At 69.4% G+C, this 22,718-nt stretch carries 19 protein-coding genes and 1 pseudogene; 17 read left to right on the forward strand and 3 right to left on the reverse strand.

Annotated features, from left to right (window positions below; all coding sequences use genetic code 11):
* Window positions 1–9: 9 nt before the first annotated feature.
* From ACFJIX_RS14260 to ACFJIX_RS14275, 4 genes are all read left to right on the forward strand, one after another.
* A complete protein-coding gene (locus ACFJIX_RS14260; protein ID WP_377161102.1) occupies window positions 10–1,161 on the forward strand; it encodes an oligogalacturonate lyase family protein in 1,152 nt (383 codons plus the stop codon).
* Window positions 1,161–3,608, forward strand: a complete 2,448-nt coding sequence (locus ACFJIX_RS14265; RefSeq protein ID WP_377161104.1) for a pectinesterase family protein — start codon at window positions 1,161–1,163, stop codon at window positions 3,606–3,608. The genes ACFJIX_RS14260 and ACFJIX_RS14265 overlap by 1 nt, the downstream gene beginning before the upstream one ends.
* A gap of 29 nt (window positions 3,609–3,637) precedes the next feature.
* Window positions 3,638–4,444, forward strand: a complete 807-nt coding sequence (gene kdgR / locus ACFJIX_RS14270) for a DNA-binding transcriptional regulator KdgR (RefSeq protein WP_377161106.1) — start codon at window positions 3,638–3,640, stop codon at window positions 4,442–4,444.
* A gap of 165 nt (window positions 4,445–4,609) precedes the next feature.
* On the forward strand, window positions 4,610–5,356 hold the full coding sequence (locus ACFJIX_RS14275) for a FadR/GntR family transcriptional regulator (RefSeq protein WP_377161108.1): 747 nt from the start codon (window positions 4,610–4,612) through the stop codon (window positions 5,354–5,356).
* 23 nt (window positions 5,357–5,379) lie between these two features.
* Here ACFJIX_RS14275 and ACFJIX_RS14280 read toward each other — a convergent pair whose 3' ends face one another.
* Both ACFJIX_RS14280 and ACFJIX_RS14285 read right to left on the reverse strand, forming a co-directional pair.
* Complete coding sequence (locus ACFJIX_RS14280) at window positions 5,380–5,766, reverse strand: helix-turn-helix domain-containing protein (RefSeq protein WP_377161110.1); 387 nt, start codon at window positions 5,764–5,766, stop codon at window positions 5,380–5,382.
* Between the two features lie 102 nt (window positions 5,767–5,868).
* The gene (locus tag ACFJIX_RS14285; protein ID WP_377161112.1) at window positions 5,869–6,171 is read right to left on the reverse strand and encodes a DUF4258 domain-containing protein; all 303 of its coding nucleotides are present in this window, start codon (window positions 6,169–6,171) and stop codon (window positions 5,869–5,871) included.
* Between the two features lie 472 nt (window positions 6,172–6,643).
* Here ACFJIX_RS14285 and ACFJIX_RS14290 point away from each other — a divergent pair.
* The 9 genes and pseudogenes from ACFJIX_RS14290 to ACFJIX_RS14330 all read left to right on the forward strand — a co-directional run.
* Window positions 6,644–7,258: pseudogene (locus tag ACFJIX_RS14290) on the forward strand (Bug family tripartite tricarboxylate transporter substrate binding protein); the annotation flags it as partial.
* Window positions 7,259–7,585: 327 nt separating this feature from the next.
* On the forward strand, window positions 7,586–8,872 hold the full coding sequence (locus ACFJIX_RS14295) for an enolase C-terminal domain-like protein (protein WP_377161780.1): 1,287 nt from the start codon (window positions 7,586–7,588) through the stop codon (window positions 8,870–8,872).
* 32 nt (window positions 8,873–8,904) lie between these two features.
* Window positions 8,905–9,900, forward strand: a complete 996-nt coding sequence (locus ACFJIX_RS14300) for a Bug family tripartite tricarboxylate transporter substrate binding protein (RefSeq protein WP_377161114.1) — start codon at window positions 8,905–8,907, stop codon at window positions 9,898–9,900.
* 99 nt (window positions 9,901–9,999) lie between these two features.
* Window positions 10,000–10,785: a 2-dehydro-3-deoxyglucarate aldolase gene (garL, locus tag ACFJIX_RS14305; protein WP_377161116.1), complete on the forward strand. Its 786-nt coding sequence runs from the start codon at window positions 10,000–10,002 to the stop codon at window positions 10,783–10,785.
* 10 nt (window positions 10,786–10,795) lie between these two features.
* Window positions 10,796–11,716 carry a 2-hydroxy-3-oxopropionate reductase gene (glxR, locus tag ACFJIX_RS14310; RefSeq protein ID WP_377161118.1) on the forward strand — a complete coding sequence of 307 codons (921 nt, stop codon included), beginning with the start codon at window positions 10,796–10,798 and terminating at the stop codon, window positions 11,714–11,716.
* Window positions 11,717–11,743: 27 nt separating this feature from the next.
* Window positions 11,744–13,156 carry a glycerate kinase gene (locus tag ACFJIX_RS14315; protein WP_377161120.1) on the forward strand — a complete coding sequence of 471 codons (1,413 nt, stop codon included), beginning with the start codon at window positions 11,744–11,746 and terminating at the stop codon, window positions 13,154–13,156.
* Between the two features lie 240 nt (window positions 13,157–13,396).
* On the forward strand, window positions 13,397–14,008 hold the full coding sequence (locus ACFJIX_RS14320; protein WP_377161122.1) for a Crp/Fnr family transcriptional regulator: 612 nt from the start codon (window positions 13,397–13,399) through the stop codon (window positions 14,006–14,008).
* Between the two features lie 83 nt (window positions 14,009–14,091).
* Window positions 14,092–14,931 carry an HDOD domain-containing protein gene (locus tag ACFJIX_RS14325; RefSeq protein ID WP_377161124.1) on the forward strand — a complete coding sequence of 280 codons (840 nt, stop codon included), beginning with the start codon at window positions 14,092–14,094 and terminating at the stop codon, window positions 14,929–14,931.
* Window positions 14,932–14,988: 57 nt separating this feature from the next.
* On the forward strand, window positions 14,989–15,339 hold the full coding sequence (locus ACFJIX_RS14330) for a GFA family protein (RefSeq protein ID WP_377161126.1): 351 nt from the start codon (window positions 14,989–14,991) through the stop codon (window positions 15,337–15,339).
* 90 nt (window positions 15,340–15,429) lie between these two features.
* Here ACFJIX_RS14330 and ACFJIX_RS14335 read toward each other — a convergent pair whose 3' ends face one another.
* On the reverse strand, window positions 15,430–16,836 hold the full coding sequence (locus ACFJIX_RS14335) for a carbohydrate-binding protein (protein ID WP_377161128.1): 1,407 nt from the start codon (window positions 16,834–16,836) through the stop codon (window positions 15,430–15,432).
* 311 nt (window positions 16,837–17,147) lie between these two features.
* Here ACFJIX_RS14335 and ACFJIX_RS14340 point away from each other — a divergent pair, with 311 nt between their 5' ends.
* The 4 genes from ACFJIX_RS14340 (at window position 17,148) to ACFJIX_RS14355 (ending at window position 22,716) form a co-directional block, all read left to right on the forward strand.
* Window positions 17,148–19,163, forward strand: coding sequence for a peptidase inhibitor family I36 protein (locus ACFJIX_RS14340; protein WP_377161130.1), 2,016 nt, complete (start codon window positions 17,148–17,150; stop codon window positions 19,161–19,163).
* 139 nt (window positions 19,164–19,302) lie between these two features.
* Window positions 19,303–19,536: a hypothetical protein gene (locus ACFJIX_RS14345; protein ID WP_377161132.1), complete on the forward strand. Its 234-nt coding sequence runs from the start codon at window positions 19,303–19,305 to the stop codon at window positions 19,534–19,536.
* Window positions 19,537–19,561: 25 nt separating this feature from the next.
* A complete protein-coding gene (locus tag ACFJIX_RS14350; protein ID WP_377161134.1) occupies window positions 19,562–19,969 on the forward strand; it encodes a hypothetical protein in 408 nt (135 codons plus the stop codon).
* Between the two features lie 110 nt (window positions 19,970–20,079).
* Complete coding sequence (locus ACFJIX_RS14355; protein ID WP_377161136.1) at window positions 20,080–22,716, forward strand: DUF2339 domain-containing protein; 2,637 nt, start codon at window positions 20,080–20,082, stop codon at window positions 22,714–22,716.
* The last annotated feature ends 2 nt before the right edge of the window (window positions 22,717–22,718 follow it).

Below are 22,718 nucleotides of genomic sequence, written 5' to 3' on the forward strand. Positions count from 1 at the left end.
AAAGCCATCATGAAAGCCAACGAACGACAGCTCCACTTCGTCACCCGCGAGGATCCGGACACCGGCGCGCGCGTCACCCGGCTGACGCCCACCGACGTGACCTGCCATCGCAACTACTTCTATCAGAAGTGCTTCACCAACGACGGGGCCCAGCTGATCTTCGGCGCCGAGTTCGGGCCGGGCACCAGCTGGAACTACCACCTGCTCGACCTGAAGACGCAGGTGGCGACGCAGCTCACCGACCAGCCGGGTGAGAACACCTTCGGCGGTTTCCTCAGCCCGGACGACCGGCATCTCTACTTCATCCGCGCGGAGCGGCAGTTGATCCGCCTGTCCATGCGGGATCTGGGCGAGGAGGTCGTCTACACCGTGCCGGAGGGCTGGGTCGGTTACGGCACCTGGGTCGCGAACACGGCCTGCACGAAGATGGTCGGCATCGAGATCGCCGCGAGCGACTGGTTCCCGCTCAGCGACTGGCAGAAGTTCCATCAGATGTTCCATGCGAAGCCGCGCTGCCGCCTGATCCGCATCGACCTGGCGACCGGCGCGCGCGAGGTGATCCTCGAGCAGCAGGGCTGGCTGGGCCATCCGCAGTACCGGCCCGGCGACGACCACACCGTCGCGTATTGCCACGAGGGGCCGCACGACCTCGTCGATGCGCGCATGTGGTTCATCGACGAGGATGGTCGCAACGTGCGCTGCGGCCGCCGCCACGATCCGGGCGAAAGCTGCACCCATGAGTTCTGGGTGCCGGACGGCTCCGCGATGATCTATGTCTCCTACCTGAAGGGACAGCGCGACCGCTGGATCTGCTCGCTCGATCCGGTGACGCTCGCATCGAAGCGCCTGACGCGGATGCCGCCGTGCTCGCACCTGATGAGCAACCAGGACGGCACGCTGCTGATCGGCGACGGCTGCGATTCGCCGGCCGACGTCGCCGACACCGGCAGCCACCAGATCGCGACGGATCCTTTCCTGCACCTCTTCGACCTGAAGGCGGGCACCGAGCGCCGCGTCGCGCGGCACGACAGCTCGTGGCGCGTCTACAAGGGCAACCGGCAGGTCACGCATCCGCATCCGTCGTTCACGCCGGATGAGAAGCAGGTGCTCTTCAGCGCGGACGCCGAGGGCGAACCGGCGCTGTACCTGGCGGACCTCTGATGCGAGTCCGGTCGGTGGTCGTGGCGGCGGGTGCGAGCCTGGCGGCGCTGTCGGGCGGCGCCGGTGCGGCACAGCCGGTGGCCGGCCCGGAAGCGATCCACGCGGCGGCACCGGTGGTTCCCGTCCAGGAACGTCCCCAACTGACCGATGCGCAGGCGGCCACGGCCACGGTGGCCGCCTACCTCGGCGACTGGCAGCCTGTGCCGCTCGATCCTTCGCGCTGGACGCCGACCTTCGTCGTCGCCGCCGACGGCAGCGGCACGCACCGCACGGTGCAGGCCGCGATCGACGCGCTGCCCGCGAGGGCGTCAGGCGCGGCATCGGCGCCACGCGCCTACGTGCTCGTGAAGCCCGGCACGTATCGCGAGCCGCTCTGCATCCAGGACAAGGCGCCGTTCACGCTCTACGGCGCGGGCGACCCGTCGCAGGTCGTGATCGTCGAGGGGCGCTACAACGCGCTGTCCAAGCCGCGTGGCACGGCGGCGCATCGCTGCATGCCGCTGTTCGACGCGGACACGCACGGCACCCCCGGCAGCGCGAGCGTGATGCTGTTCAGCGACGACGTGCAGCTCGCGCAACTGACGATCGCCAACGATGCGATGGACCGCGTGCGCGATGGGCAGGGCTATCCCGCCGGCGTCGGCGAGAGCGGCGGCGCGCAGGCCGTCGCGCTGATGACGCGCGGCGATCGCCTCCAGTTGGAACGGGTCCGCCTCATCGGACATCAGGACACGTTCTACGCGGAACGCGGCGCCGTCGGCACGGAGACCGCCGCGGGCGCCGCCCTCCCGGCCCGCGTGTTCGTGCATGCCAGCGAGATCCGCGGCGATGTCGACTTCATCTTCGGCGGCGCGACGCTGGTCATCGACGACAGCCTGATCGTCAGCCGCGCCGGTCGTCGCGTGCCGGGCCACGGCGGACACGTGATCGCGCCCAGCACGCCCAACGTGCAGTCGCGCGGGTTCCTGATTCAGCGTTCGCGTTGGGTCGCTGAGCCGGGCGTCACGGCGGGCAGCATCAGCCTGGGTCGCGCCTGGGATCGCGGCATCGCGCGCGGTGAATGGCGCGCGTCGCCGACCGTGCCGAACGGTCAGGCGGTGATCCGGGACAGCCTGCTGGGGCCGCACCTCGCGCCATGGTTCGCATCGACATCGCGCCGCCCGTTCAGCGCCACCGGCGAGGCCGCCAACCGCATGGCCGAGTACCGCAACGCCGCGCTGCCGGTGGCGCTGCCCGCCGCGGCGTTCGACGCGATCGCGCCGGGCGACGGCTGGGCGTCGATGAACGGCGGCACCCTCGGCGGCGCGCAGGCGAAGATCGACGCGATCCGAGTCGTGCGCACGCGCGCGGAGCTCGATGTGGCGCTCGCGCTCGGCGACACGCCCAAGCTGATCGCGCTCGCCGCGCGCATCGACCTCGCGGCGGATGCCACGGGCCGGCGCCTAGGCTTCGAGGACTTCCGCGATCCCGCCTTCGACCTGGACGCTTTCGTCCGGCAATACGACCCCGCGACCTGGGGCCGTCGCGCGCCCGAGGGTCCGCTGGAGGAAGCCCGCAGGCGCTCCGTGAAGAAGCAGGCCGCGCAGGTCGTGATCAAGGTGCCGTCGAACACGACGATCGTCGGTGTCACGCCTGACGCCGGCTTCGACGGCGGCTCGCTGATGCTGGACAAGGTGTCGCAGGTGATCCTGCGCAACCTGCGTTTCTCCGATGCCTACGATTTCTTCCCTGCCTGGGACCCGAACGACAACGGCCACGGCGAGTGGAACTCCGAGTACGACACCGTCTCGCTGCGCGAGGCCACGCAGGTGTGGATCGACCACTGCGCCTTCGACGACGGCGAACGGCCCGATCCGCGCGAGCCGGTGGCGCTGGGCCAGCGCCTGCAGCGGCACGACGGGCTGCTCGACATCACGCGCCGCTCGGACTTCGTGACCGTGTCCTGGAACGTCTTCCGCCGCCACGACAAGACGATGCTGATCGGCGGCGGCGACGGCCATCGCGACGATCGCGGCCACCTGCGCGTGACGCTGCACCACAACCTCTGGGAGCAGGTGAAGGAGCGCACGCCGCGCGTGCGCTACGGGCAGGTGCACGTCGCCAACAACCTCTATGTCGCCGCCGCCGGCGGGGACTATCCCTATGCTTACTCGATCGGGGTCGGCATCGAATCGCAGGTGCTGAGCGAGGCCAACGCCTGGGAGGCCGCGGCCGGCATCGGCCCGGAGCGCGTCGTGCGTCTGCTCAAGGGCGAGCGCTTCGAGGATCGAGGTTCGAACTTCAACGACGCGCCGATCGATCCGGTGCGCTGGCTGCGTGCCGCGAACCCTGACAAGGCTGTCGTCGGCGAGGCCGGCTGGACGCCGCCATACCGGCTGCCCATCGAGCTTGCGGGCGAGGTGGCGGCACGGGTTCGCGCGGGCGCGGGGACGGGCCGGCTGTGGTGAAATCTTCCCTTTCCAAGAACACCTTGCGCATGGATGACGAACTGAACGATGGCAAGCAGCAGCCCGAGTCCGTGGCCGCGGTGCTCAAGGTCTTTGCCATCCTGCAGGCCTTGTCGGAACGCAGCGACACCGGCATCTCGGAGCTGTCCGTGCGGCTGGCGATGCCCAAGGCGACGGTCTACCGTTTCCTGCAGACGATGAAGACGCTGGGCTACGTGCGCCAGGAGACCGACAGCGAGCGCTACGGCCTGGCGATGAAGGTCTTCGAGATCGGCGCGAGGGCGCTGCAGTATCCGGACCTGGTCGACCTGTCCAAGCACCACATGCAGATGCTGGCCGACGCCACCGGCGAGACGGTGCACCTGGGCACGCTGATCGACAGCGAGATCATCTACGTCCACAAGGTCGATTCGAAGCACATGCTGGGCATGTACTCGCGCATCGGGCGGCGCGCGCCCTTGCACTGCACGGCGATCGGCAAGGTGCTGATGGCCTGGGAGCATCCGGAGCGCCGGGCGCGCGTGCTGGCGGGGGCTGAGTTCCAGCGCTTCCGCGACAAGACCATCACCGAGCCGGCGGCCTTCCAGGCCGAACTCGAGCGGGTGAAGCGCCAGGGCTTCGGCGAGGACCGCGAGGAATTCGACGATCACATCCGCTGCCTGGGCGTGCCGATCTTCGACCGGCTGGGTCAGCCGATCGCCGGCATGAGCGTCAGCTTCCCGACCTTCCGCTACGACGACGCCAAGGCGCCTGAGGTCGTGGCGATGCTGCAGGCGGCCAGCCGGGACATTTCGGCCCGCCTGGGTTGCACGGCGTTCCCGCTGGACGCCGCCTGACGCACTCAGCGCGGCCGGGTCCGGGACAATCCCAACCCGCTTCTCGCTTCCCCGCTCCCGGGGGCGAGTCCTGTCGCCTCCTTTCGAAAGACACGCTGCATCGGCGCGACACCGCGATAACGCGGTTGTCGTTGAGGCCTATGTTGTCGTACAACTGACCCTGTGATGAATGCTTCGTTGACCCGTTCCCGCCCGAAATCGCTGGCACTCGGACTTGTCCGTGCGCTGGAGGACCGGATCCGTGCGGGTGCGCTCGCCAACGGCGACAAGCTGCCGACCGAGGCGGCGATCATGGCCGAGTTCGAGGTCAGCCGGACGGTGGTCCGGGAGGCGATCTCGAAGATGCAGGCGGCGGGGCTGGTCGAGACCCGGCACGGCATCGGGACCTTCGTCCTGGGGCTGGGGGAGGGCGGGCCGTTCCGGATCGGCGCGGAGCAGATGGCGACATTGCACGATGTCGTCGCGGTGCTGGAGCTGCGGATCGGCATCGAGACCGAGGCGGCGGCGCTGGCCGCGCAGCGGCGCACCGACGCGCACCTGCTGAACATGCGGGCCGCGCTGTCGGCCTTCGCGGAGGCGGCGCTGGCGGGCCGCGACGCGGTGGCCTCGGACTTCCAGTTCCACCTCGAGATTGCCCGCGCGACCGGCAACCCGCACTTCGAGCAGCTGATGGCGACGCTGGGCGCGCCGAGCATCCCGCGCGCGCGCCTGGCGAGCCTGGCGGCCGCGGGCGACGAAGACCCCGTGGCGCAGCGCGACTACCTGCTGCGCGTGAACGCGGAGCACGAGAGCATCCTCGACGCAATCGCCGCGCGCGACACCGAGGCCGCCCGCGCTGCCATGCGGACGCACCTGGCCAACAGCCGCGAACGTCGCCGGCGCGCGGCGTTGGCGTTGCAGGACAAGCGCTGAGCGGGTCCCAGCAAGCCCTGGGGTCAGGCTTCGACAGCCGCCTCGCTCGTTCCCTGTTCCGTTTCCTCGACCTTGAACCGCCAGCCCGCCCGGCCGGCGGTGGCGACGATCTTCTGATGGACGAGGCGCTCGACGGTCATGATGCGGTCGAGCGCCGACTTCACGAGGTCGTCGCCTGCCGCATGCGCGACGTAGCACATGCGCAGCACGGTGTCGTTCGCCTTGGGCACCTTGCCCCGACGTTCCCAGAGGCTGATGTTCTGCTCGCTGACGCCCTGCACCTTGGCGAGGGCGGCTTGGGAGAGGCCGAGCTCCACGCGCAGGAAGCGGAACTCCTTGCCCGTCAGGCGCGACGGCTTGCGCACGAGGTGAACGGCGATCTGGTCAAGAAGCTTGTCGGCGGCCTTCACGGACACGCCTTTTCCGTACGGGGTGTCCACCACCTCGTAGCCGTTCTCGAGCCAGACATTGTCGAGTCCGCATTCCCGGTATTGATACATGGTCGGATTCCTCTAAACGATCACCGTGATGACCAGCAGCTTGGGGTCGTCGTCGTCCAGACCGACGCAAACCGCCAGGTTCCGCGCGGTCCCATACCGTTGCATGCGGCAGATCAACCGACCGGTCTTCATGTCCTCTTCCGGCGGCAGGTCGATGCGACCCGTCTGAAGACATGCGAACACCTCGCGCGCCAACACGCCGCGCTGACGCATCCTTGAAAACGCATGTCCAGTGATGACGATGTTGTGGACATCTCCTGCGGTCTGACGGATATGTCGCTCCAGCTGGTCCCGAGTCTGCTTCTTGAACGTCACGTCAGTCGTGCCTTCGCGCCTGATTGCTCCCCATAATTTTTATGGGTTTAATCCTAGACGCGTCCGAGGTGGCGGCGCGAAAGCGGTGTTGCGTTCTTCCCATAGTTTTTATGGGTTGCTGTCCTACTGCAATCGGTAGTTCTGCGTGTTTTCCCTCATCGATGAGCGATTGATGCCGCCTTGTCATCCGCTCGACTCAACTTGTATGATGACTGACAACAAGACCGCCAAATCGTCGACGGGTTGAGTCCCGGTGTCGCACCAAGAGCGGTTTCCACGGTTCCTTCCCCGGAGACAAACCATGACCGTTCTGACCCGCCGCCTGGCCGTCAAAGCCGGAGCCGCCCTCGGCGCCGCCGTCCTCTCCACCTTCGCGGCCGGCCTGGCCCACGCCAGCGGCTTCCCCGATCGACCGGTGACCATCGTCGTGCCGTTCCCCGCCGGCGGTTCCACCGACATGCTGGCCCGCGCCATGGGCGCCGAGCTGCAGAAGAAGTGGGGCCAGACCGTCATCGTCGACAACCGCCCCGGCGCCACGGGCACCCTCGGCACCTCGCAGGTCAGGCGCGCCGCGCCCGACGGCTACACGCTGCTCGTGTCCTCGCTCGGGCCGTTCGTGATCGCGCCGCATCTGCTCAAGGCCGTCCAGTACGACGCCCTCAAGGACATCGACCTGCTGACCGTCGCCATCCAGGCGCCCAACGTGCTGGTCGTGCCCGCCGCCTCGCCGCTGAAGAGCGTCAAGGACGTCGTCGACACGCTCAAGAAGGACCCGGGCAAGATGAGCTTCGCCTCGTCGGGCAACGGCTCCTCCGACCATCTGACCGCCGAGCTGTTCTGGCTGCAGACCGGCACCAACGGCCTCCACGTCCCCTACAAGGGCGGCGCGCCGGCGATCAGCGATCTGCTGGGCGCCCAGGTCGACGCGTCCTTCCAGAACATCAACGCGGTGCTGCCGCACATCATCGGCGGCAAGCTGCGCGCGCTGGCCGTGACCGGCGACAAGCGCTCCGCCGTGCTGCCCAACGTGCCCACGCTGTCCGAGTCCGGCATCAAGGGCGCGGACGTCTACTCCTGGCAAGGCGTGGCCGCGCCCCGGGGCCTGCCGCCCGCCGTCGCGCGCGCAGCTGCAGAAGGACATCGTCGCCGCGCTGCACGACCCGTCGGTGAAGCAGAAGTTCTCCGACATCGGCATCGAGACCGTCGCCAACACGCCCGACCAGGCGCAGGCCTTCCAGAAGACCGAGTTCGCGCGCTGGAAGCAGGTCATCGAGACCCGCAAGATCACCGCCGATTGATCCCATTGTCGGATCGTGTCGTCCGATCCCCGCAGACCGACCAGGAGTTCCGCGTGAGCGCAAGCAGTCCCATCGTCACCTCCGCCCGCGCGATCCCGGTCGCCGGCCGCGACGGCATGCTCATGAACCTGAGCGGCGCCCACGCGCCGTTCTTCACCCGCAACCTGCTGATCCTCGAGGACGACGCCGGCCATGTCGGCATCGCCGAGATCCCCGGCGGCGAGCCCATCCGCAAGACGCTCGAACAGGCCGGCGAGCTGCTCGTCGGCCAGCCGGTCGCGAAGTGGAACGCGCTGCTGGCGCAGGTCCGCGAGAAGTTCAATGGCCTCGACAGCGGCGGCCGCGGCCTGCAGACCTTCGACCTGCGGACCACGATCCACGTGCTCACCGCCGTCGAATGCGCGCTGCTGGACCTGCTGGGCCAGCACCTCGGCGTGCCGGTCTGCGAGCTGCTCGGCGAAGGCAAGCAGCGCGACAGCGTCGCGATGCTGGGCTACCTGTTCTTCGTCGGCGACCGCACGAAGACGGGCCTGGCCTACAAGACCCCCGAGGACGAGGCCGGCAGCGATGCCGCCGCCGACGCCTGGCTGAAGGTCCGCCACCACGTCGCGATGACGCCGGAGACCATCGTCGAGCAGGCCGCCGCCGCGCAGGCGCGTTACGGCTTCAAGGACTTCAAGCTCAAGGGCGGCGTGCTGCGCGGCGAGGAAGAGGTCGAGGCCATCCAGGCGCTGAAGGCGCGCTTCCCCGAGGCGCGCGTCACGCTCGATCCCAACGGCGGCTGGCTGTTGAAGGACGCGATCCGCCTGCTGCGCGACCTGGGCGGCGTGCTCGCCTATGCCGAGGATCCCTGCGGCGCCGAGGAAGGCTTCTCCGGCCGCGAGGTGATGGCCGAGTTCCGCCGCGCCACCGGCCTGCCGACGGCCACCAACATGGTCGCCACCGACTGGCGCCAGTTCACCCACGCGCTGAGCCTGCAGTCGGTCGACATCCCGCTGGCCGATCCGCACTTCTGGACCATGTCCGGCGCGGTCCGCGTCGCGCAGACCTGCCGCGACTTCGGCCTGACCTGGGGCTCGCATTCCAACAACCACTTCGACGTGTCGCTGGCGATGTTCACGCATGCCGCCGCCGCCGCGCCGGGGCGCCTCACCGCGATCGACACGCACTGGATCTGGCAGGACGGCCAGTTCCTGACCGAGAAGCCGCTGCGGATCGTGGACGGCGAAGTCGCCGTGCCGACCGCGCCCGGCCTGGGCGTCACGCTCGACATGAAGGCCGTCGACGCCGCCCACCAGCTCTACCTGCAGCACGGCCTGGGCGCGCGCGACGACGCCATCGCCATGCAGCACCTGATCCCCAACTGGAAGTTCGATCCCAAGCGGCCCTGCATGGTCCGCTGAACGATCCCCCCGAACGACACCCGGAGAGAGACATGCACGAACACAAGAAGACGTCCCCCATCACCCGCCGCGCGCTGATCGCCGCAGCCGCCGTCGCCGCGGTGGCAGGTGTGGCCCCGAGCGCCTTCGCGCAGGCCGCCTGGCCCAGCAAGCCGCTGAAGATCATCGTCCCGTACACGCCGGGCGGCTCCTCGGACATCATCGCCCGCATCATTTCGCCGATGCTCGGCGAAGCGCTCAAGCAGACCGTCATCGTCGAGAACAAGCCCGGCGCCAGCGGCAACATGGGCGCCGACCAGACCGCCAAGGCCAACGACGGCTACACCATCATGCTGTGCGACGTCAGCGCGCTGGCCATCAGCCCGTCGCTGTACACCAAGCTCGCCTTCGACCCGTCCAAGGACCTGAAGGGCGTGGCGATGCTGGCCTACTCGCCGCACATGCTGGTCGTCCATCCGTCGGTGCCGGCCAACAACCTGAAGGAACTGGTCGAGCTGTCCAAGAAGTCCAAGATCGACTTCGCCGTCACCGCGATGGGCAGCGCGCCGCACCTGGCCGGCTTCCAGGTCGCCAACCTGACCGGCGCCAAGTGGGAATACATCCCGTACAAGGGTGGCTCGCAGGCCGTCACCGACACCATCGCCGGCCAGACGCAGGTGCTGATGAACGGCATGCTCGCGACGCTGCCCTTCGTGCAGCAGAACAAGCTCAAGGTCATCGGCGTCAGCAAGGCGACCCGCGTGCCGCTGCTGCCCAACGTGCCGACGCTGGCCGAGCAGGGCGCCACCGGCTTCGAGTCCGGCACCTGGCAAGGCATCCTGGCCCCGGCCAACATGCCCAAGGCCAACATCGACAAGCTGTCGGCCGCGCTGATCAGCATCATCCGCTCGCCGGAAGTCCGCGCGCGTCTGGCCGCGCAGGGCGCCGAGGTCAGCACGATGAACCCGACCGAGATGGATACCTTCTTCAACGCCGAGCGCAAGAAGTGGGCGGGTGTCGTGAGCAAGAGCGGACTCAAGCTCGACTGACCCGCGATCGACCCGCGATCGAGCCGCGACTGATGCATCGATTTCTGCTCGATTGCCGCTCGATTGATCCCGTTTGATCTCGACCCGAGGATCCCTGCCATGCCGACGCCGACCACGCCTTACTCCGCCTTCCCCAACACGCTGCGGCAACGCCTGATCGCGGGCGAACGCCTGATCGGCTGCTGGTGCTCGCTCGCCAGTCCGATCAGCACCGAGGTGCTGGGCGTGGCCGGTTTCGACTGGCTGCTGCTGGACGGCGAGCATTCGCCCAACGAGGTCAGCAGCTTCGTGCCGCAGCTGATGGCATTGAAGGACAGCGTCAGCGCGCCGGTCGTGCGGCCGAGCAGCAACAACGCCGTCGAGATCAAGCGCCTGCTCGACGCGGGCTTCTCCAACCTGCTGATCCCCTTCGTCGAGACGGCCGAGGAGGCGGCGCGCGCCGTCGCCGCGACGCGTTATCCGCCGCAGGGCATCCGCGGCGTGTCGGTCTCGCAGCGCAACAACCGCTATGGCACGGTGCCGGGCTACTTCCAGGGCATCAACGAGCAGATCGCCGTGATCGTCCAGATCGAGAGCCCGGCGGGCGTGGCCGCGGTCGCGGACATCGCGGCGGTGGCGGGCGTGGACGCCGTGTTCATCGGCCCGTCCGACCTGGCGGCCGGCTACGGCCACCTGGGCAACCCGCAGCACCCCGACGTGCAGGCGGCGATGGCGACGATCTACGCCGCCTGCAAGGCGGCCGGCAAGCCCGTCGGCATCCTGGCGCCGGTCGAGGCCGACGCGCGCCGCTATATCGAGCAGGGCGCGACCTTCGTCGCCGTCGGCAGCGACCTCGGGGTCTTCCGCGCCGCGACGCAGGGCCTGCGTGACAAGTTCAAGGATTGATTCAGGAGCAATGGCAATGAGCATCAAGATCGGTTTCATCGGCCTGGGCATCATGGGCGCGCCCATGGCGGTGCGTCTCGCGCAAGGCGGACATCAGCTGTTCGTCCACACCCGTTCCAAAGTCCGTGAGGACGTCGCCGCCGTCGGTGTCACCGTCTGCGACAGCGCCACGGAAGTCGCGCAGCAGGCCGAGGTGATCTTCACGATGGTCCCGGACACGCCGGACGTCGAACGCGTGCTGTTCGGCGAAGGCGGCATCGCCGCCGCGTTCGCCGGCGGCAAGGGCGCGGGCAAGACGGTCGTGGACATGAGCTCGATCTCGCCGATCGCGACCAAGGACTTCGCGCAGCGCATCGAGGCGCTCGGCGCCGAGTGGCTGGACGCGCCGGTCTCCGGCGGCGAGGTCGGCGCCAAGGCCGGCACGCTGTCGATCATGGTCGGCGGCAAGGAAGCCACTTTCGCGCGCATCAAACCGCTGTTCGAGCTGATGGGCAAGAACATCACGCTGGTCGGCGGCGCGAGCGCGGGCCAGGTCACCAAGGTCGCCAACCAGATCATCGTGGCGCTGAACATCGCCGCCGTGAGCGAGGCGCTGGTCTTCGCGTCCAGGGCCGGCGCCGATCCGGCCAAGGTGCGCGAGGCGCTGATGGGCGGCTTCGCCTCCAGCCGCATCCTCGAGGTGCACGGCGAGCGCATGATCAAGCGCACCTTCAACCCGGGCTTCCGGATCGCGCTGCACCAGAAGGACCTGAACCTCGCGCTGCAGAGCGCCAAGGCGATGAGCGTGGCGTTGCCCAACACGGCCAACACCGCCCAGCTGATGCAGGCCGCCGCGGCGCAGGGCTGGGACCAGCTCGACCACTCGGCGCTGGTGCGGGCGCTGGAAGTGCTGGCCAACCACGAGGTCGGTAGCACTACGGACGCCGGCTGAGGGGACAGGTCTCCACAATCGCCGGTCATGAGCCAGCCCCACGACGATTCCGCTTCCCCGGCCGCTTCCCCGGCCGCCTCGGCCTCCCCGACGTCCAGCCTCGGTTCGCCCGGTCCGGACTCGCCAGTCGCCGGATCGCCGGCGGCTGAGGCCCTGCTCGCGGATCCCCGCGCGCTGCTCAAGCATCTCTACCGCGTGGCGGTGGATCGGGCGTTGCCGGGCAAGATCCTCGCCAGCCACCTGCCGCCGCCGCCGAAGGGCCGGACGCTGGTGATCGGCGCGGGCAAGGGCGGCGGATCGATGGCGCAGGCGTTCGAGGCCGCCTGGCCGGCGAGCGCGCCCATGACCGGGCTGGTGATCACGCGTTACGGCCACATTCCGCCGGACTACCGGCCGCGCCGCATCGAGATGGTCGAGGCCGCGCACCCGGTGCCCGACGCCGCCGGCGAGCGCGCCGCGGCCCGGATGATGCAGAAGGTGCGCGACTTCAACCCCACCGTCGACGATCAGGTGATCTGCCTGATCTCGGGCGGCGGCTCGGCGCTGATGCCGCTGCCGGCGCCGGGGCTGACGCTGGCCGACAAGCAGGCGGTCAACCGCGCGCTGCTGGCCAGCGGCGCCAACATCGTCGAGATGAACTGCGTGCGCAAGCACCTCAGCGGGATCAAGGGCGGGCGGCTGGCCGCCGCCTGCGCGCCGGCCAAGGTGCTGACGCTGATGATCTCCGACGTGCCGGGCGACGATCCGCAGGTGATCGCCTCCGGCCCGACGGTGCCCGACGCGAGCACCTGCGCCGAGGCGCTGGCGATCTGCCGCCGCTACCGCATCGCGCTGCCGCAGCTCGCCGTCGACGCACTGGAACGCGGCGAGTGGGAGACGCCCAAGCCCGGCGATCCCTGCTTCGACGGTCATGAGCAGCGCATCATCGCCGCGCCGCGCCAGAGCCTGCTGGCGGCCGCCGAAGCGGCCCGCGCGCTCGGCATCACCGCGCATGTGCTCTCCGACGAGATCGAAGGCGAGTCGCGCGAGGTCGGCCGCGTGCATGCGGCGCTGGCGCGCTCGGCCGCGCGACACGGCGAGCCCTTCGCCAAGCCCTGCCTGATCCTGTCCGGCGGCGAGACGACGGTGACGCTGGTGCCGCAGCCGGGACGCGGCGGACGCGCCGGCGAGTTCGTGCTCGGCTGCGCGATCGCGCTGGACGGGCAGCCGGAGGTCTGGGGCCTGGCCGCGGACACCGACGGCATCGACGGCGTCGAGGACAACGCGGGGGCCTTCCTCAGCCCCAGCACCCTGGAGCGCGCCCGCGCGCTCGGCCTGAAACCGGCGGACCTGCTGGCGGCCAACAACGGCTACGCGCTGTTCGAGGCCCTGGGCGATCTGCTGATCACCGGGCCGACGCAGACCAACGTCAACGACTTCCGCGCGCTGCTGATCCGCTGAGGCGTTTCACAGATCTCCCCCCATCGAGCGAATCGACGGGGGAAATTGAACGGATGTTGACGCGCCTCAAGGCAATTTCCGTTCAGGGCGAGGACAGTCCGGCATTTCCGGTTTCCGAGAGTGCCCGTGATCGCCCATCTGACGTCTGATCCCGACGGATCCGCTGACCCCAGCGATGTTGCTTTTCCCCCTGCCGGCGCCGGACTCGTTCCCGGGCCTGGCCATCCGATCCCCTGGCGCGTGTTGCTGGGCGACCTGCTGCTGGATGGCGAGAGCTGGTCCGCGCTGGCCGCCATGACGCAGCTGCGCCGCTGCAAGGCCGGCGAGCTGGCGATCCGCCGCGGCGATGCCGCGGTGGCCATGCTGGCGCTGTGCGAGGGCAAGGTCGCCGCGCGCGCGCCGCTGACCGGCCCGCTGTGGCTGGACCTGCACACCGCCTGGCTCGAGGGCCGCTACGAGGAGGACGTCAGCGTCGTCTCCGCGTCGGCGGTGGTGATGGTCTGGCCGATGTCTGTCGCGGCGATGTGGCTGCGCTCGCAGCCGCTGGTGCTGGAGGCGCTGGTGCGGGCGGTCGCCACGCAGCTGCGGGACGCGCAGGACGCGATCCGCGGCCTGACGATGAAGGACGCCACCGGCCGCGTGGCCGCCTGGCTGCTGGCGCAGGCCGGCGCCGCCGGAGAGGTGCAGTTCAGCGAGCGCAAGCGCGACGTGGCGGCGCAGCTGTCGATCTCGCCGGAGACGCTGTCGCGCACGCTGCGGCAGCTCGCCGATCGGGGCGTGCTGGCGGTCCAGGGCTACCGCATCGGGCTGCTGGACCGGGTCGAGTTGCTGGCGCTGGCGCGCGGTCGCTGAGCGGCTTAGACTCGCTGCCACACTTGTCGTTACGTCCCGAGGAGGCCAATGTGACGATCGCCAGCGTGACCCCCCTGACTGCCGTGACCACTGCCGGTTCCAGCGCGGAACGTTTCCTCGGGGGGCACGCCAGCCTCCCCGTGATGCCCGAGGTCGGACGCAAGCTGCTGCGCAGCCTGGACGACGACGGCGTCTCGCTCGGGCAGATCGCCGAGCTGATCGGCAAGGACTCGACGCTCGCGGCCAAGGTGCTGCGCCTGGCCAACTCGGCGCGCTACAGCCCGTCGCACACGATCAGCACGCTGCAGGACGCGGCGATGGCGCTGGGGCTGGAGACGCTGCGCAACCTCGCGATGGCGGCCAGCTTGTCCGGCACCTTCCCCGACGTGAAGGGCCTCGACCGCCAGCGCTTCTGGCGGCACAGCGTGCGCACGGCCGGGCATGCGCGGCTGCTGGCCAAGCTGCTGCAGGGCGACGCGGACGCCGCCTACCTCGCGGGCCTGATGCTGCGCACGGGCCAGCTGATGATGGCGATGAGCGAGCCCGACCAGGTCGCCGACGTCGAAGCCCACGCGGGCGAGCCCGGCAGCCGCTTCTCGCTGGAGTCGCACCGCTTCGGCTGCACGCATGCCGACGTGACGGCGGCGCTCGCGGCGCACTGGCACTTCCCGGCGGATCTGGTCGAGGCCTTCAAGGACACGAACGCGCCGCTGGACGTGCGGCCGTTCTCGATGCTCGCCGCGATCCTGCACCTGGCCGAGGTGGTCGCCGACGCCTGCGACCAGGACGTCGACCGCATCGACGCGCTCACGACCGCGGTGCCCGAGCTGGTCGAGCATCTCCACCTGGACCTCGACTTCCTGCGCCTGCGCCTGGACGGCTGCGGGGATCCGGGACAGGACGTCGAGCTGATGCTCAAGTGACGCGGCGCTGAGGTAAGGTCGGCCGCTTCAAGATCCAGGAAAAGATTTGGAGACGGCATGACGACCTACCAGGGAAGCTGCCACTGCGGCCGCGTGGCTTACGAGGTGGACGGCGAGATCGACGGCGCGATGTCGTGCAACTGCTCGATGTGCCAGCGCAAGGGCTCGCTGCTGTGGTTCGTGCCGCGTGCGCAGTTCCGCTTGAAGACCGACGAGTCGGCGGCCGCCACCTACCTCTTCAACAAGCACGCGATCAAGCACCGCTTCTGCGCGGTCTGCGGGATCCACCCGTATGCCGAGGGCACGGACCCGAAGGGCAACGCGATGGCGGCGATCAACGTCCGCTGCCTCGAAGGCATCGAGCTGGAAAGCATCCCGGTCACGCACTACAACGGCCGGGATTCCTGATGCGGCGCTGATGCGCGCGCGACGCGGCACTCTTACTCCCTCTCCCGCAAGCGGGAGAGGGAGTCATCCCGGCGGTCTGTCAGCGCGCGCTCACAGCTTCGTGATCCGCACCCAGTTCAGGTTCCAGCCGCTGGCCGGCGCGTAGACGCCGAGCGCATAGGTGCCGGCGTTGACGTTCACGGTGTGCGACACCGTGGTCCAGTTCTGCCAGCCGCCGGTGGCCGGGATCGCGACTTGGCCGAGCTGGATGCTGCCGGCGTTCAGGTCCAGCGAGAGCCGTGCGCCGCTCGGGCTGGCGACGCGGTACTCGACGCGATAGCTGCCGCTGGTCGGGAAGTTGACGTTGGCGTAGGCCATCCAGTCGCCGGTGTCGATCCAGCCGACGTTGCTGCCGCCTTCGCTGCAGGCCTCGGTCTGCACGCCGCTCTGGCTGGTGAAGCTCTCGGCCTCGATCAGGCGGCTCGTCGTCGGCGGCGTGGTGCCGCCGATCTCGGCGCGGATCGCGCTCAGCAGGCTGTTGGCGCCGGTGCCGTCCTGCGACAGCTCCCAGATCATCACGCCCGAGCCCTGCTGCAGCGCCAGCCGTGTCTTGGCCTTGATCGTCGGGATGCCGTTGTAGGTGATGTAGCCGCAGCTGGCGCACAGCGTGCCGACCAGGTCTTTCTGCGCCGCCGCCGCGCCGAACTGGTTGACGATGTCGTTGAAGCCGTAGTCCGACGCGTAGCCGTTGAAGCCGTAGCCGTAGAACGGCACGCCCAGCACCAGCTTTTCCTTGGGAAGACCGCGCGACTGCCAGGTCGCGACGTCCTTCTGCGCGAGCGAATACGACGAGTGCTCCGTGCCGACCTGGCCCCAGCTCGGTCCCACGTTGTCGTAGGACATGATGGTCACGAAGTCGAAGTGCGGGATCGAGGAGACCGGGATCATCCCGCCCTCGTAGGTGGCCGTGGCCGCGGTGATCAGCTTGCCGGGCAGCGCGGCGCGCAAGGCCTGGATGAAGGGCGTGTAGTTGCCGGCGCGGTCGATGGCGGTCAGCACGCCGCCTTCGATGTCGATGTCCGCGCCGTCCAGCCCGAAGGTGTTCACGAACTGCGCCAGGCCGTTGACCGTGGCCGCGCGGTTGCCCGGCTGCAGCAGCGTCTGCCAGTTGCCGGAGCAGCCGGGGATCGCGCCGCCGGCCACCGAGATCAGCACCTTCGCGCCGGCCGCGTGGGCCTTCTGCACGACGTACTGGATGTCGGCGGCGGAGGCGTCCATGCAGGTCGGATTGCCGTTGCTGAGGAAGGCGCCGCTGCCCGACGGATTCGCGAAGGCGAGGTTCACGTGGGTGAGCTTGGTCAGGTCGGTGCGGTCGGCCACGGCGCGCAGGCCCTTCCAGCCCGGGATGTAGCCGACCACCTTGGTCTGGGCGAGGGCGCTGGACGCGACGCCGCACAAGGCGAGCGCGGCCAGCAGGCCGGTGAGGACAGGACGGCGGAACGATTCGGACAGTGTCATCGCAAGCTCCCTTGGGGTTGAAGGACCGGCCGGGCTTGCGCGACCTCCGCGCGGCCTCGGTCGATCGCCGGCGATTCTGTGGCGTTTCGTGAAATCGCTTTCATGGTTGTCCCTGAATCGGCGACGCGCGTTCCGTATCGAGTGCAACGAGGCGTTGCGCCGTTCCACGCTCGTGCGGGCCCGTGTCCGCCTTGTAAAGCGCGAAACGCTGGAAACCTGCTTGCGCCCGCTTACCAATCGGCGCGACCCGTTGCACGGCGTGCGCAGGGCGCTCCGAATAATCCGCCGCCTACCTCCAAAGGACGGATTCCATGACGATCACCACCGCGCGCCAGGACGGCGCTCTCCGCCTGCATCCGCTGGCCCTGTCGCTCGCCCTGGCCGGCGTGCTCGTCGGCTGCGGGGGCGGCAGCGATGGCGCCGGCGCCCTGGTGTCCGCGGCTCAGCAGAACGGCGGCGGCACCGCGTCCGCGGGCGCCGTCACGGCGGCGGCCGATCCGCAGGTCTGCTTCTACGAGAACGCCAACTACGCCGGCGCCGGCCTGTGCCGCAGCACCACGACGAGCTGGATCGGCCCGACCTGGAACGACCGCATCTCGTCCATCCGCGTGCCCGCGGGCTTCAAGGTCGAGCTCTTCGCCGACATCAACTTCGGCGGCCGCTCGGTGACGCTGACGGCGGACAACGCCAACCTGACCGCGGTCAGCCTCAACGACGCGGTCTCGTCGATGCGCGTCACGAAGGTGGTGGCGTCGAACGTGACGCTGGCCTCCGTGCAATTCGCGCAGTCCATGCTCTACGGCAGCACGGACAACCAGCTGGTGCTGGTCGCCAACAAGCCGGCGCTGCTGAAGGTCAACGTGACCGCGCCGGCCGGCACCGCCGCGCCGACAGGCCTCGTGCGTGTCGACAACACCGTCGACGGCAGCAGCCGCGACCTGGTGCTGGCGGCACCGCGCCGCGGGCTGCCCACGACGGTGTCGGACACCCAGTCCTTCGACGACGCCTACACCGTCACCGTGCCGGCCGAGCTGGTGAAGAACGGCCTGAAGGTGACGGTGACCGTCGCCGGCGCCGCGGCGCAGAGCTTCACGCCGCGCGTGGGCGGCGGCACGCCGATGCGTTTCGTGCCGATCCCGGTGCGCATCGCCGGCACGACGGGTCAGTTGCCGACGGACCAGAGCGCGCATCTGCGCGCGCTGTTCCCGGTGTCGACGGTCACGTTGCAATCGCACCCGGCCTTCGTGTCGAGCAAGGTCACCACGCTGCCGAGCACCGACGCGCAGTGGAGCGACGCCTTCGGCAAGATCCTGGGCGAGCTCGCCGACCTGCACCGCATCGAGGGCGCGGCCCGTCACGACTACTACTTCGGCTTCATCCCGAAGCGCACCTGGGGCCTGGCGGGTCTGGGCTACGTGCCGGGCAACTCGGCGGTCGGCTTCGACATGCCGAGCAATCCGGACACGGTGCGCGACGTCGTCGCGCACGAGCTGGGCCACAACTTCTCGCTGCCGCACGCGGCCTGCGGCGGCGCCGGATCGCCGGATCCGAAGTACCCGTACCCGGACGCCAACCTGGGCAAGCCGGGTCGCTACATCTGGAGCTACCTGTCGGACACGAACACGTTCTACGACCCGCGCCCGACGGACCGCCACGACATCATGAGCTACTGCGGCGGCACGGTGTTCTCGGACTACAACTACCGCATCATGCAGACCTTCCTGACGCCGGCCGACACGGCCAAGGCGCAGGCGGCGGAGGCCAAGGCGGTGGCGCAGGACGTGCTGCTGGTGAGCGGCAGCATCAACGGCCGTCAGGTCGAGATCAACCCGGTGAAGGCGCTGTTCGCCAAGCCTGACGCGGCGTCCGGCCCGTACGTGCTGCGCGTGCAGACGACGGGCGGCCAGATCCAGGACCAGGCTTTCACGGCGATGGCGCTGGACCATGACGGCGACAACCAGCACTTCAGCGTGCTGGTGCCCAAGGTCGACAACATCGCCAGCATCAGCGTGATCAAGGACGGCGTGACGCTGGCGCAGGCCCAGGCGAAGGTGACCAACGCCCGTGCGAAGTCGCTGGCGGCCGGCGGCAGCCGCGCGCAGGTGACGGTGAAGGAAGCCGGCGGCAAGGCCACGCTGCGCTGGGACGCGGAGTCCGCGCCGTTCCTGAGCGTGACCTGGACGGACGGCACCCGCCGCCTGAACCTGGCGCAGGACCTGCAGGGCGGCGAAGCGACGCTGGACACGCATGAACTGCCGGCCGGCGGCCGCTTCGAGTTCATCGTGTCGGATGGCTTGAACGCGCAGCGGATCGAGTCGGCGCGCTGAGACGGCTGAGCGCGCGCGAGCGCGCAAACGGTCAGACGGGGGATCGGGCTTGAGGGCTCGGTTCCCCGTTGTCGTTGGGGCCTCCACAGCCGCGGACGGTGCCTGCGGGCACCTGCAGGCTTGTCGCAGAATGCGCCGCATGAATGTCGACGTCGATTTCGAGGCCGACGGATTCGCGTTGATCGAGTCCGTGATGGATCCCGAGGCGCTGAAGGCGCTTGCACCGGTCGTGCTGCGCGAGGGCGCCGTGGGCGGCTCCCGCTGCCTGCTGGCCCGACCGCAGATCGCCGCACTGGCGGCAACGCTGCGGGGACAGGGCTCGCATCTGTACCTCTGGCTCGGCTACGAGGTGGAGTCGCCAACCTGCCGGTGATGCCAGGGCACAGGGAGAGGACCCCATGAATTCAGTGACCAGTCGCAAGAAGTCCGTGACGTTGATCTTCCGAGGCTTTGACATGAAGGCCGAGGATGTGGTCCGCCTCGTCGGCGGGGCGGCGTCATGCGGGAATCGGGGAGAGCCGGTGAAACCGGGCGTCAGCACATTGCTGAGCCGGTCGTACGCGAGGTTCTCAATGGACTTCACCAGTGATGACGAACTGAACGACATGCTGCCCGCGCTGCTGGCCCTGCTCGGAGGGGGCGATCGGATCAGGCAGCTCAGAGAGCAGGTGCAGCCGGAGTTCCTCGAATTCCACGTTGATCTGCCGGCTCGAACGTCGGAGGATTCGCAAGAGGGCTACCTGGATGAATCCGTCATCGCCTCACTGTTCCAACTGAAGGCCACGATCTCGTTCGGGTTCTTCTAGAGAGCCGGCCGGTACCGCCTCGCGATACCCCAGGACTTTCGTCCATTGACGCGGCGCGCCCCTGAAAGACACTGCGGGCCTTCTCCCGACCTGCTCCGGCCGCGCGCGACATGGACACCTTCGAAGCTTTCTGCCTGCTCGCCGCCCTGGGCTATCTGTGGTGGCAGCTCACCAACGTGAAGCGGCGCGTCCGGTTCCTGGAAGAGCAACTCGCAGCGAAGGACGCGGTGCGACCGCAGCCCGCGTCCGCCGAGGCGGCACGGCAGCCGCAGCCACAACCGGTGCCGGTGCCGGTGCCGGTGCCAGCAACGCTTGAGCCGATTGCTCCGCTTCCCGCCGCCGCTGTTCCGGGTCCCGTCACGCCGCTGCCCGCCGCGCCGCTACCCATCACGCCCGCCGTGCTCGCCGCGCCAGTGCCCGCGCCGACGACAGTACGCGCGCCAGCGGTACCGCGCGCCGCGCCGACTCCGTCCTCCCCTCCGCAGTGGCAGGTCGCCTTCTTCGACCTGCTGCGCAAGAACCTCTTCGCGGTCGCTGGCATCGTCCTGCTGCTGCTGGGCTTCGTCGTGCTGTTCCGCTCCATCGAGCGGGGCCATCTGCTCTCGCCGCTGGCCAAGGTGTCGTTGGGCTGGGTCGCTGCGGCCGCGCTGGGCTTCGCCGGCATCAAGCTGAGCGCGCGCAACGGGTTGTGGGGTCAGGTCGTGCAGGGCGGGGCGGCGGCCATCGGCTTCCTCGCGACCTACGTCGGCGCTTCGGGCTACGAGGTGATCTCGCCCACGATCTCGCTGGTGCTCTTCACCGCGATCTCCGGCGTGCTCGTGTATCGCGCACTGAAGGAGGACGCCAAGGTCCTGGCCGGCGTCGGCTTCCTGGGCGCCTACGCGGCGCCGCTGCTGGCGATGTACGGCCACGCCGGGCTGCTCTTCAACCTCGGCTATGGCCTCATCGTCACGGCCTTCGCACTGTGGGTGAGCCTGTCGCGCCGCTGGCAGGAAATCGGCATCCACGCGCATGTTTGCGCGACGGGCCTGGCCTCGCTGGCCTATGCAGGCGCGAACCACGAGCCCGCGCTGCCCGCATGGCAGCAGCAGGCGCTGCTGCTGGCCTACGTCGCGCAGTTCGCCGGCTGGGCCCTGGCCTGGGCGCAGCGACACAGTCCCGCCGCGTTGGCGAGCGGCGATGTGTCCTCGCCACCGGCGCGCGAGATCCCGATCCTGAGCGCCTGCTTCTCGACGACCACCGTCGTGTTCATCGCGCTGGAGAGCTGGCTGCTGGCGCCGACCCCCTTCATGGTCGTCGCTTTCGTCACGGCGGCGGTTCTCGCCTTCATCGGGCTCAGGGTGTTCCGGCAGCAGGCGCTGCGCGAGACCGCCTGGGTGCTGAGCGCGCTGAGTGTCGCCGCCGGACTGGTGCAGGGCGACCTCGCGCGTTCGGTCGCGAGCTTCGGTCTGTTCGCCGAAGGCGCCATCCTGATGCTGACGACGCGCGCGCAGTCCGTCATCCGGCGCGTGCTGGCGCGCGTGCTCTTCGTCGTGGGCGCTGTCGCCGTGATGGACGTGCCGGCGCTGTGGCCGATCGCGCTGCTGCTGGTGGCAGGTCTTGCCATGTCCCTGCGCATGCAGCGCGAGGGCAGGGCGGTGGACGCGGCGCTCGCTGCGGCTGTGACGGTCTCGGCCGCCGCGGCGTTCTCGTACCGGTATGCCGGGCTCGATTTCCGCCTCCTGCCCGTGTTCACCCTGATCATGCTCGGAGCGACCGCGCTGGCGCATGTGCTGGGCCGATCGTCGGTCGCGTCGGTCGCGTCGGTCGTGTCGGACGAAGCCGGTGATGCGATGCACGTGTCCTCCGCGAAGCATGCGGAGGATTCGAAGAACGCTGGCGTCGGAATCGTGCCGACGATCTACGCGACCGTCCTGGCGCTGGGATGGCTGCTCACGCTGACGGTGGCGCGGGAAGCGCCGCGAAGTCTGACGCTCGGCGCACTGGTGACGCCGGTGGTCTTCGGCGCGGTGGTGGCGTTGAGGTCGTTGCGCAGGACGCTCAGCCCCGGCGCGGCCGAGCGCGCGAAGGCGCTGCTCTGGCAGGCGCATCTGCTGCCGGCGCTCGTGGCCTTCATCTTCAACAGCAGTTGGGCGCTGATCGCCTTGCTCGCGGTCGCGGGTACCGCCGCCTTCGCGCATGTGCTGCTTGGACTGAGGGTCGATGCGCCGGCGGCCAAGGCGTTCTACGTCACGCCCTACAGCGTGGCGCACGCGGCGCTGCTGGGATCGCCGGTCCCGCTGGTGCTGGCGGCTTGGCCCCATGTCGGCACGAACAGTCTGGAATGGGTGATGGCGGCAGCGTCGTTCTATGCCGCGCTGGTCACCTGGTGGAAGCTCGGCGAGGGCGTGCCCGCGCAGGTCCGCAGCGTCGCCGCTTTGGCGGCGGGCGTGGCGATGGGCTACGTCGTCGTCCGTGGCCTCACGGATCCGCCGCAACTCGCGTTCGAGCTCGCGTGGAACAGCTACCTGCTGCCGGTGGCGTTGGCCGCCGTCGGCGTGGGCTTCCTGTTCCTGAGCACGCGCAGCGGTCGTCGCCTGGCGTGGCAGGTCTCGGCCGTCGTCCTGGCGGGCTCGGCGGTGAAGCTGCTGCTGTCGCTGGGCAGCCTGGCCCTCTCGCCGATGGGCATCGTCGGCAGCCTGCTCGGCATGGGAGCGCTGTTCCTGCTGGCGGGATATCTGGCGCCGCAGCCACCGGCCAGGGAGTAGAC

It is taken from the genome of Roseateles sp. UC29_93 (genome assembly GCF_042695725.1).
In the GTDB taxonomy this organism is placed as follows: domain Bacteria; phylum Pseudomonadota; class Gammaproteobacteria; order Burkholderiales; family Burkholderiaceae_C; genus Roseateles; species Roseateles noduli_A.

Coding starts and splice junctions, on each gene's coding strand:
- ACFJIX_RS14340 (WP_377161130.1), top strand. CDS start 17,148: ATGACGATCACCACCGCGCGCCAGGACGGCGCTCTCCGCCTGCATCCG.
- garL (WP_377161116.1), top strand. CDS start 10,000: ATGCCGACGCCGACCACGCCTTACTCCGCCTTCCCCAACACGCTGCGG.
- glxR (WP_377161118.1), top strand. CDS start 10,796: ATGGCAATGAGCATCAAGATCGGTTTCATCGGCCTGGGCATCATGGGC.
- ACFJIX_RS14275 (WP_377161108.1), top strand. CDS start 4,610: ATGAATGCTTCGTTGACCCGTTCCCGCCCGAAATCGCTGGCACTCGGA.
- ACFJIX_RS14265 (WP_377161104.1), top strand. CDS start 1,161: ATGCGAGTCCGGTCGGTGGTCGTGGCGGCGGGTGCGAGCCTGGCGGCG.
- ACFJIX_RS14295 (WP_377161780.1), top strand. CDS start 7,586: ATGCTCATGAACCTGAGCGGCGCCCACGCGCCGTTCTTCACCCGCAAC.
- ACFJIX_RS14355 (WP_377161136.1), top strand. CDS start 20,080: ATGGACACCTTCGAAGCTTTCTGCCTGCTCGCCGCCCTGGGCTATCTG.
- ACFJIX_RS14260 (WP_377161102.1), top strand. CDS start 10: ATGAAAGCCAACGAACGACAGCTCCACTTCGTCACCCGCGAGGATCCG.
- ACFJIX_RS14330 (WP_377161126.1), top strand. CDS start 14,989: ATGACGACCTACCAGGGAAGCTGCCACTGCGGCCGCGTGGCTTACGAG.
- ACFJIX_RS14350 (WP_377161134.1), top strand. CDS start 19,562: ATGAATTCAGTGACCAGTCGCAAGAAGTCCGTGACGTTGATCTTCCGA.
- kdgR (WP_377161106.1), top strand. CDS start 3,638: ATGGATGACGAACTGAACGATGGCAAGCAGCAGCCCGAGTCCGTGGCC.
- ACFJIX_RS14335 (WP_377161128.1), bottom strand. CDS start 16,836: ATGACACTGTCCGAATCGTTCCGCCGTCCTGTCCTCACCGGCCTGCTG.
- ACFJIX_RS14345 (WP_377161132.1), top strand. CDS start 19,303: ATGAATGTCGACGTCGATTTCGAGGCCGACGGATTCGCGTTGATCGAG.
- ACFJIX_RS14300 (WP_377161114.1), top strand. CDS start 8,905: ATGCACGAACACAAGAAGACGTCCCCCATCACCCGCCGCGCGCTGATC.
- ACFJIX_RS14315 (WP_377161120.1), top strand. CDS start 11,744: ATGAGCCAGCCCCACGACGATTCCGCTTCCCCGGCCGCTTCCCCGGCC.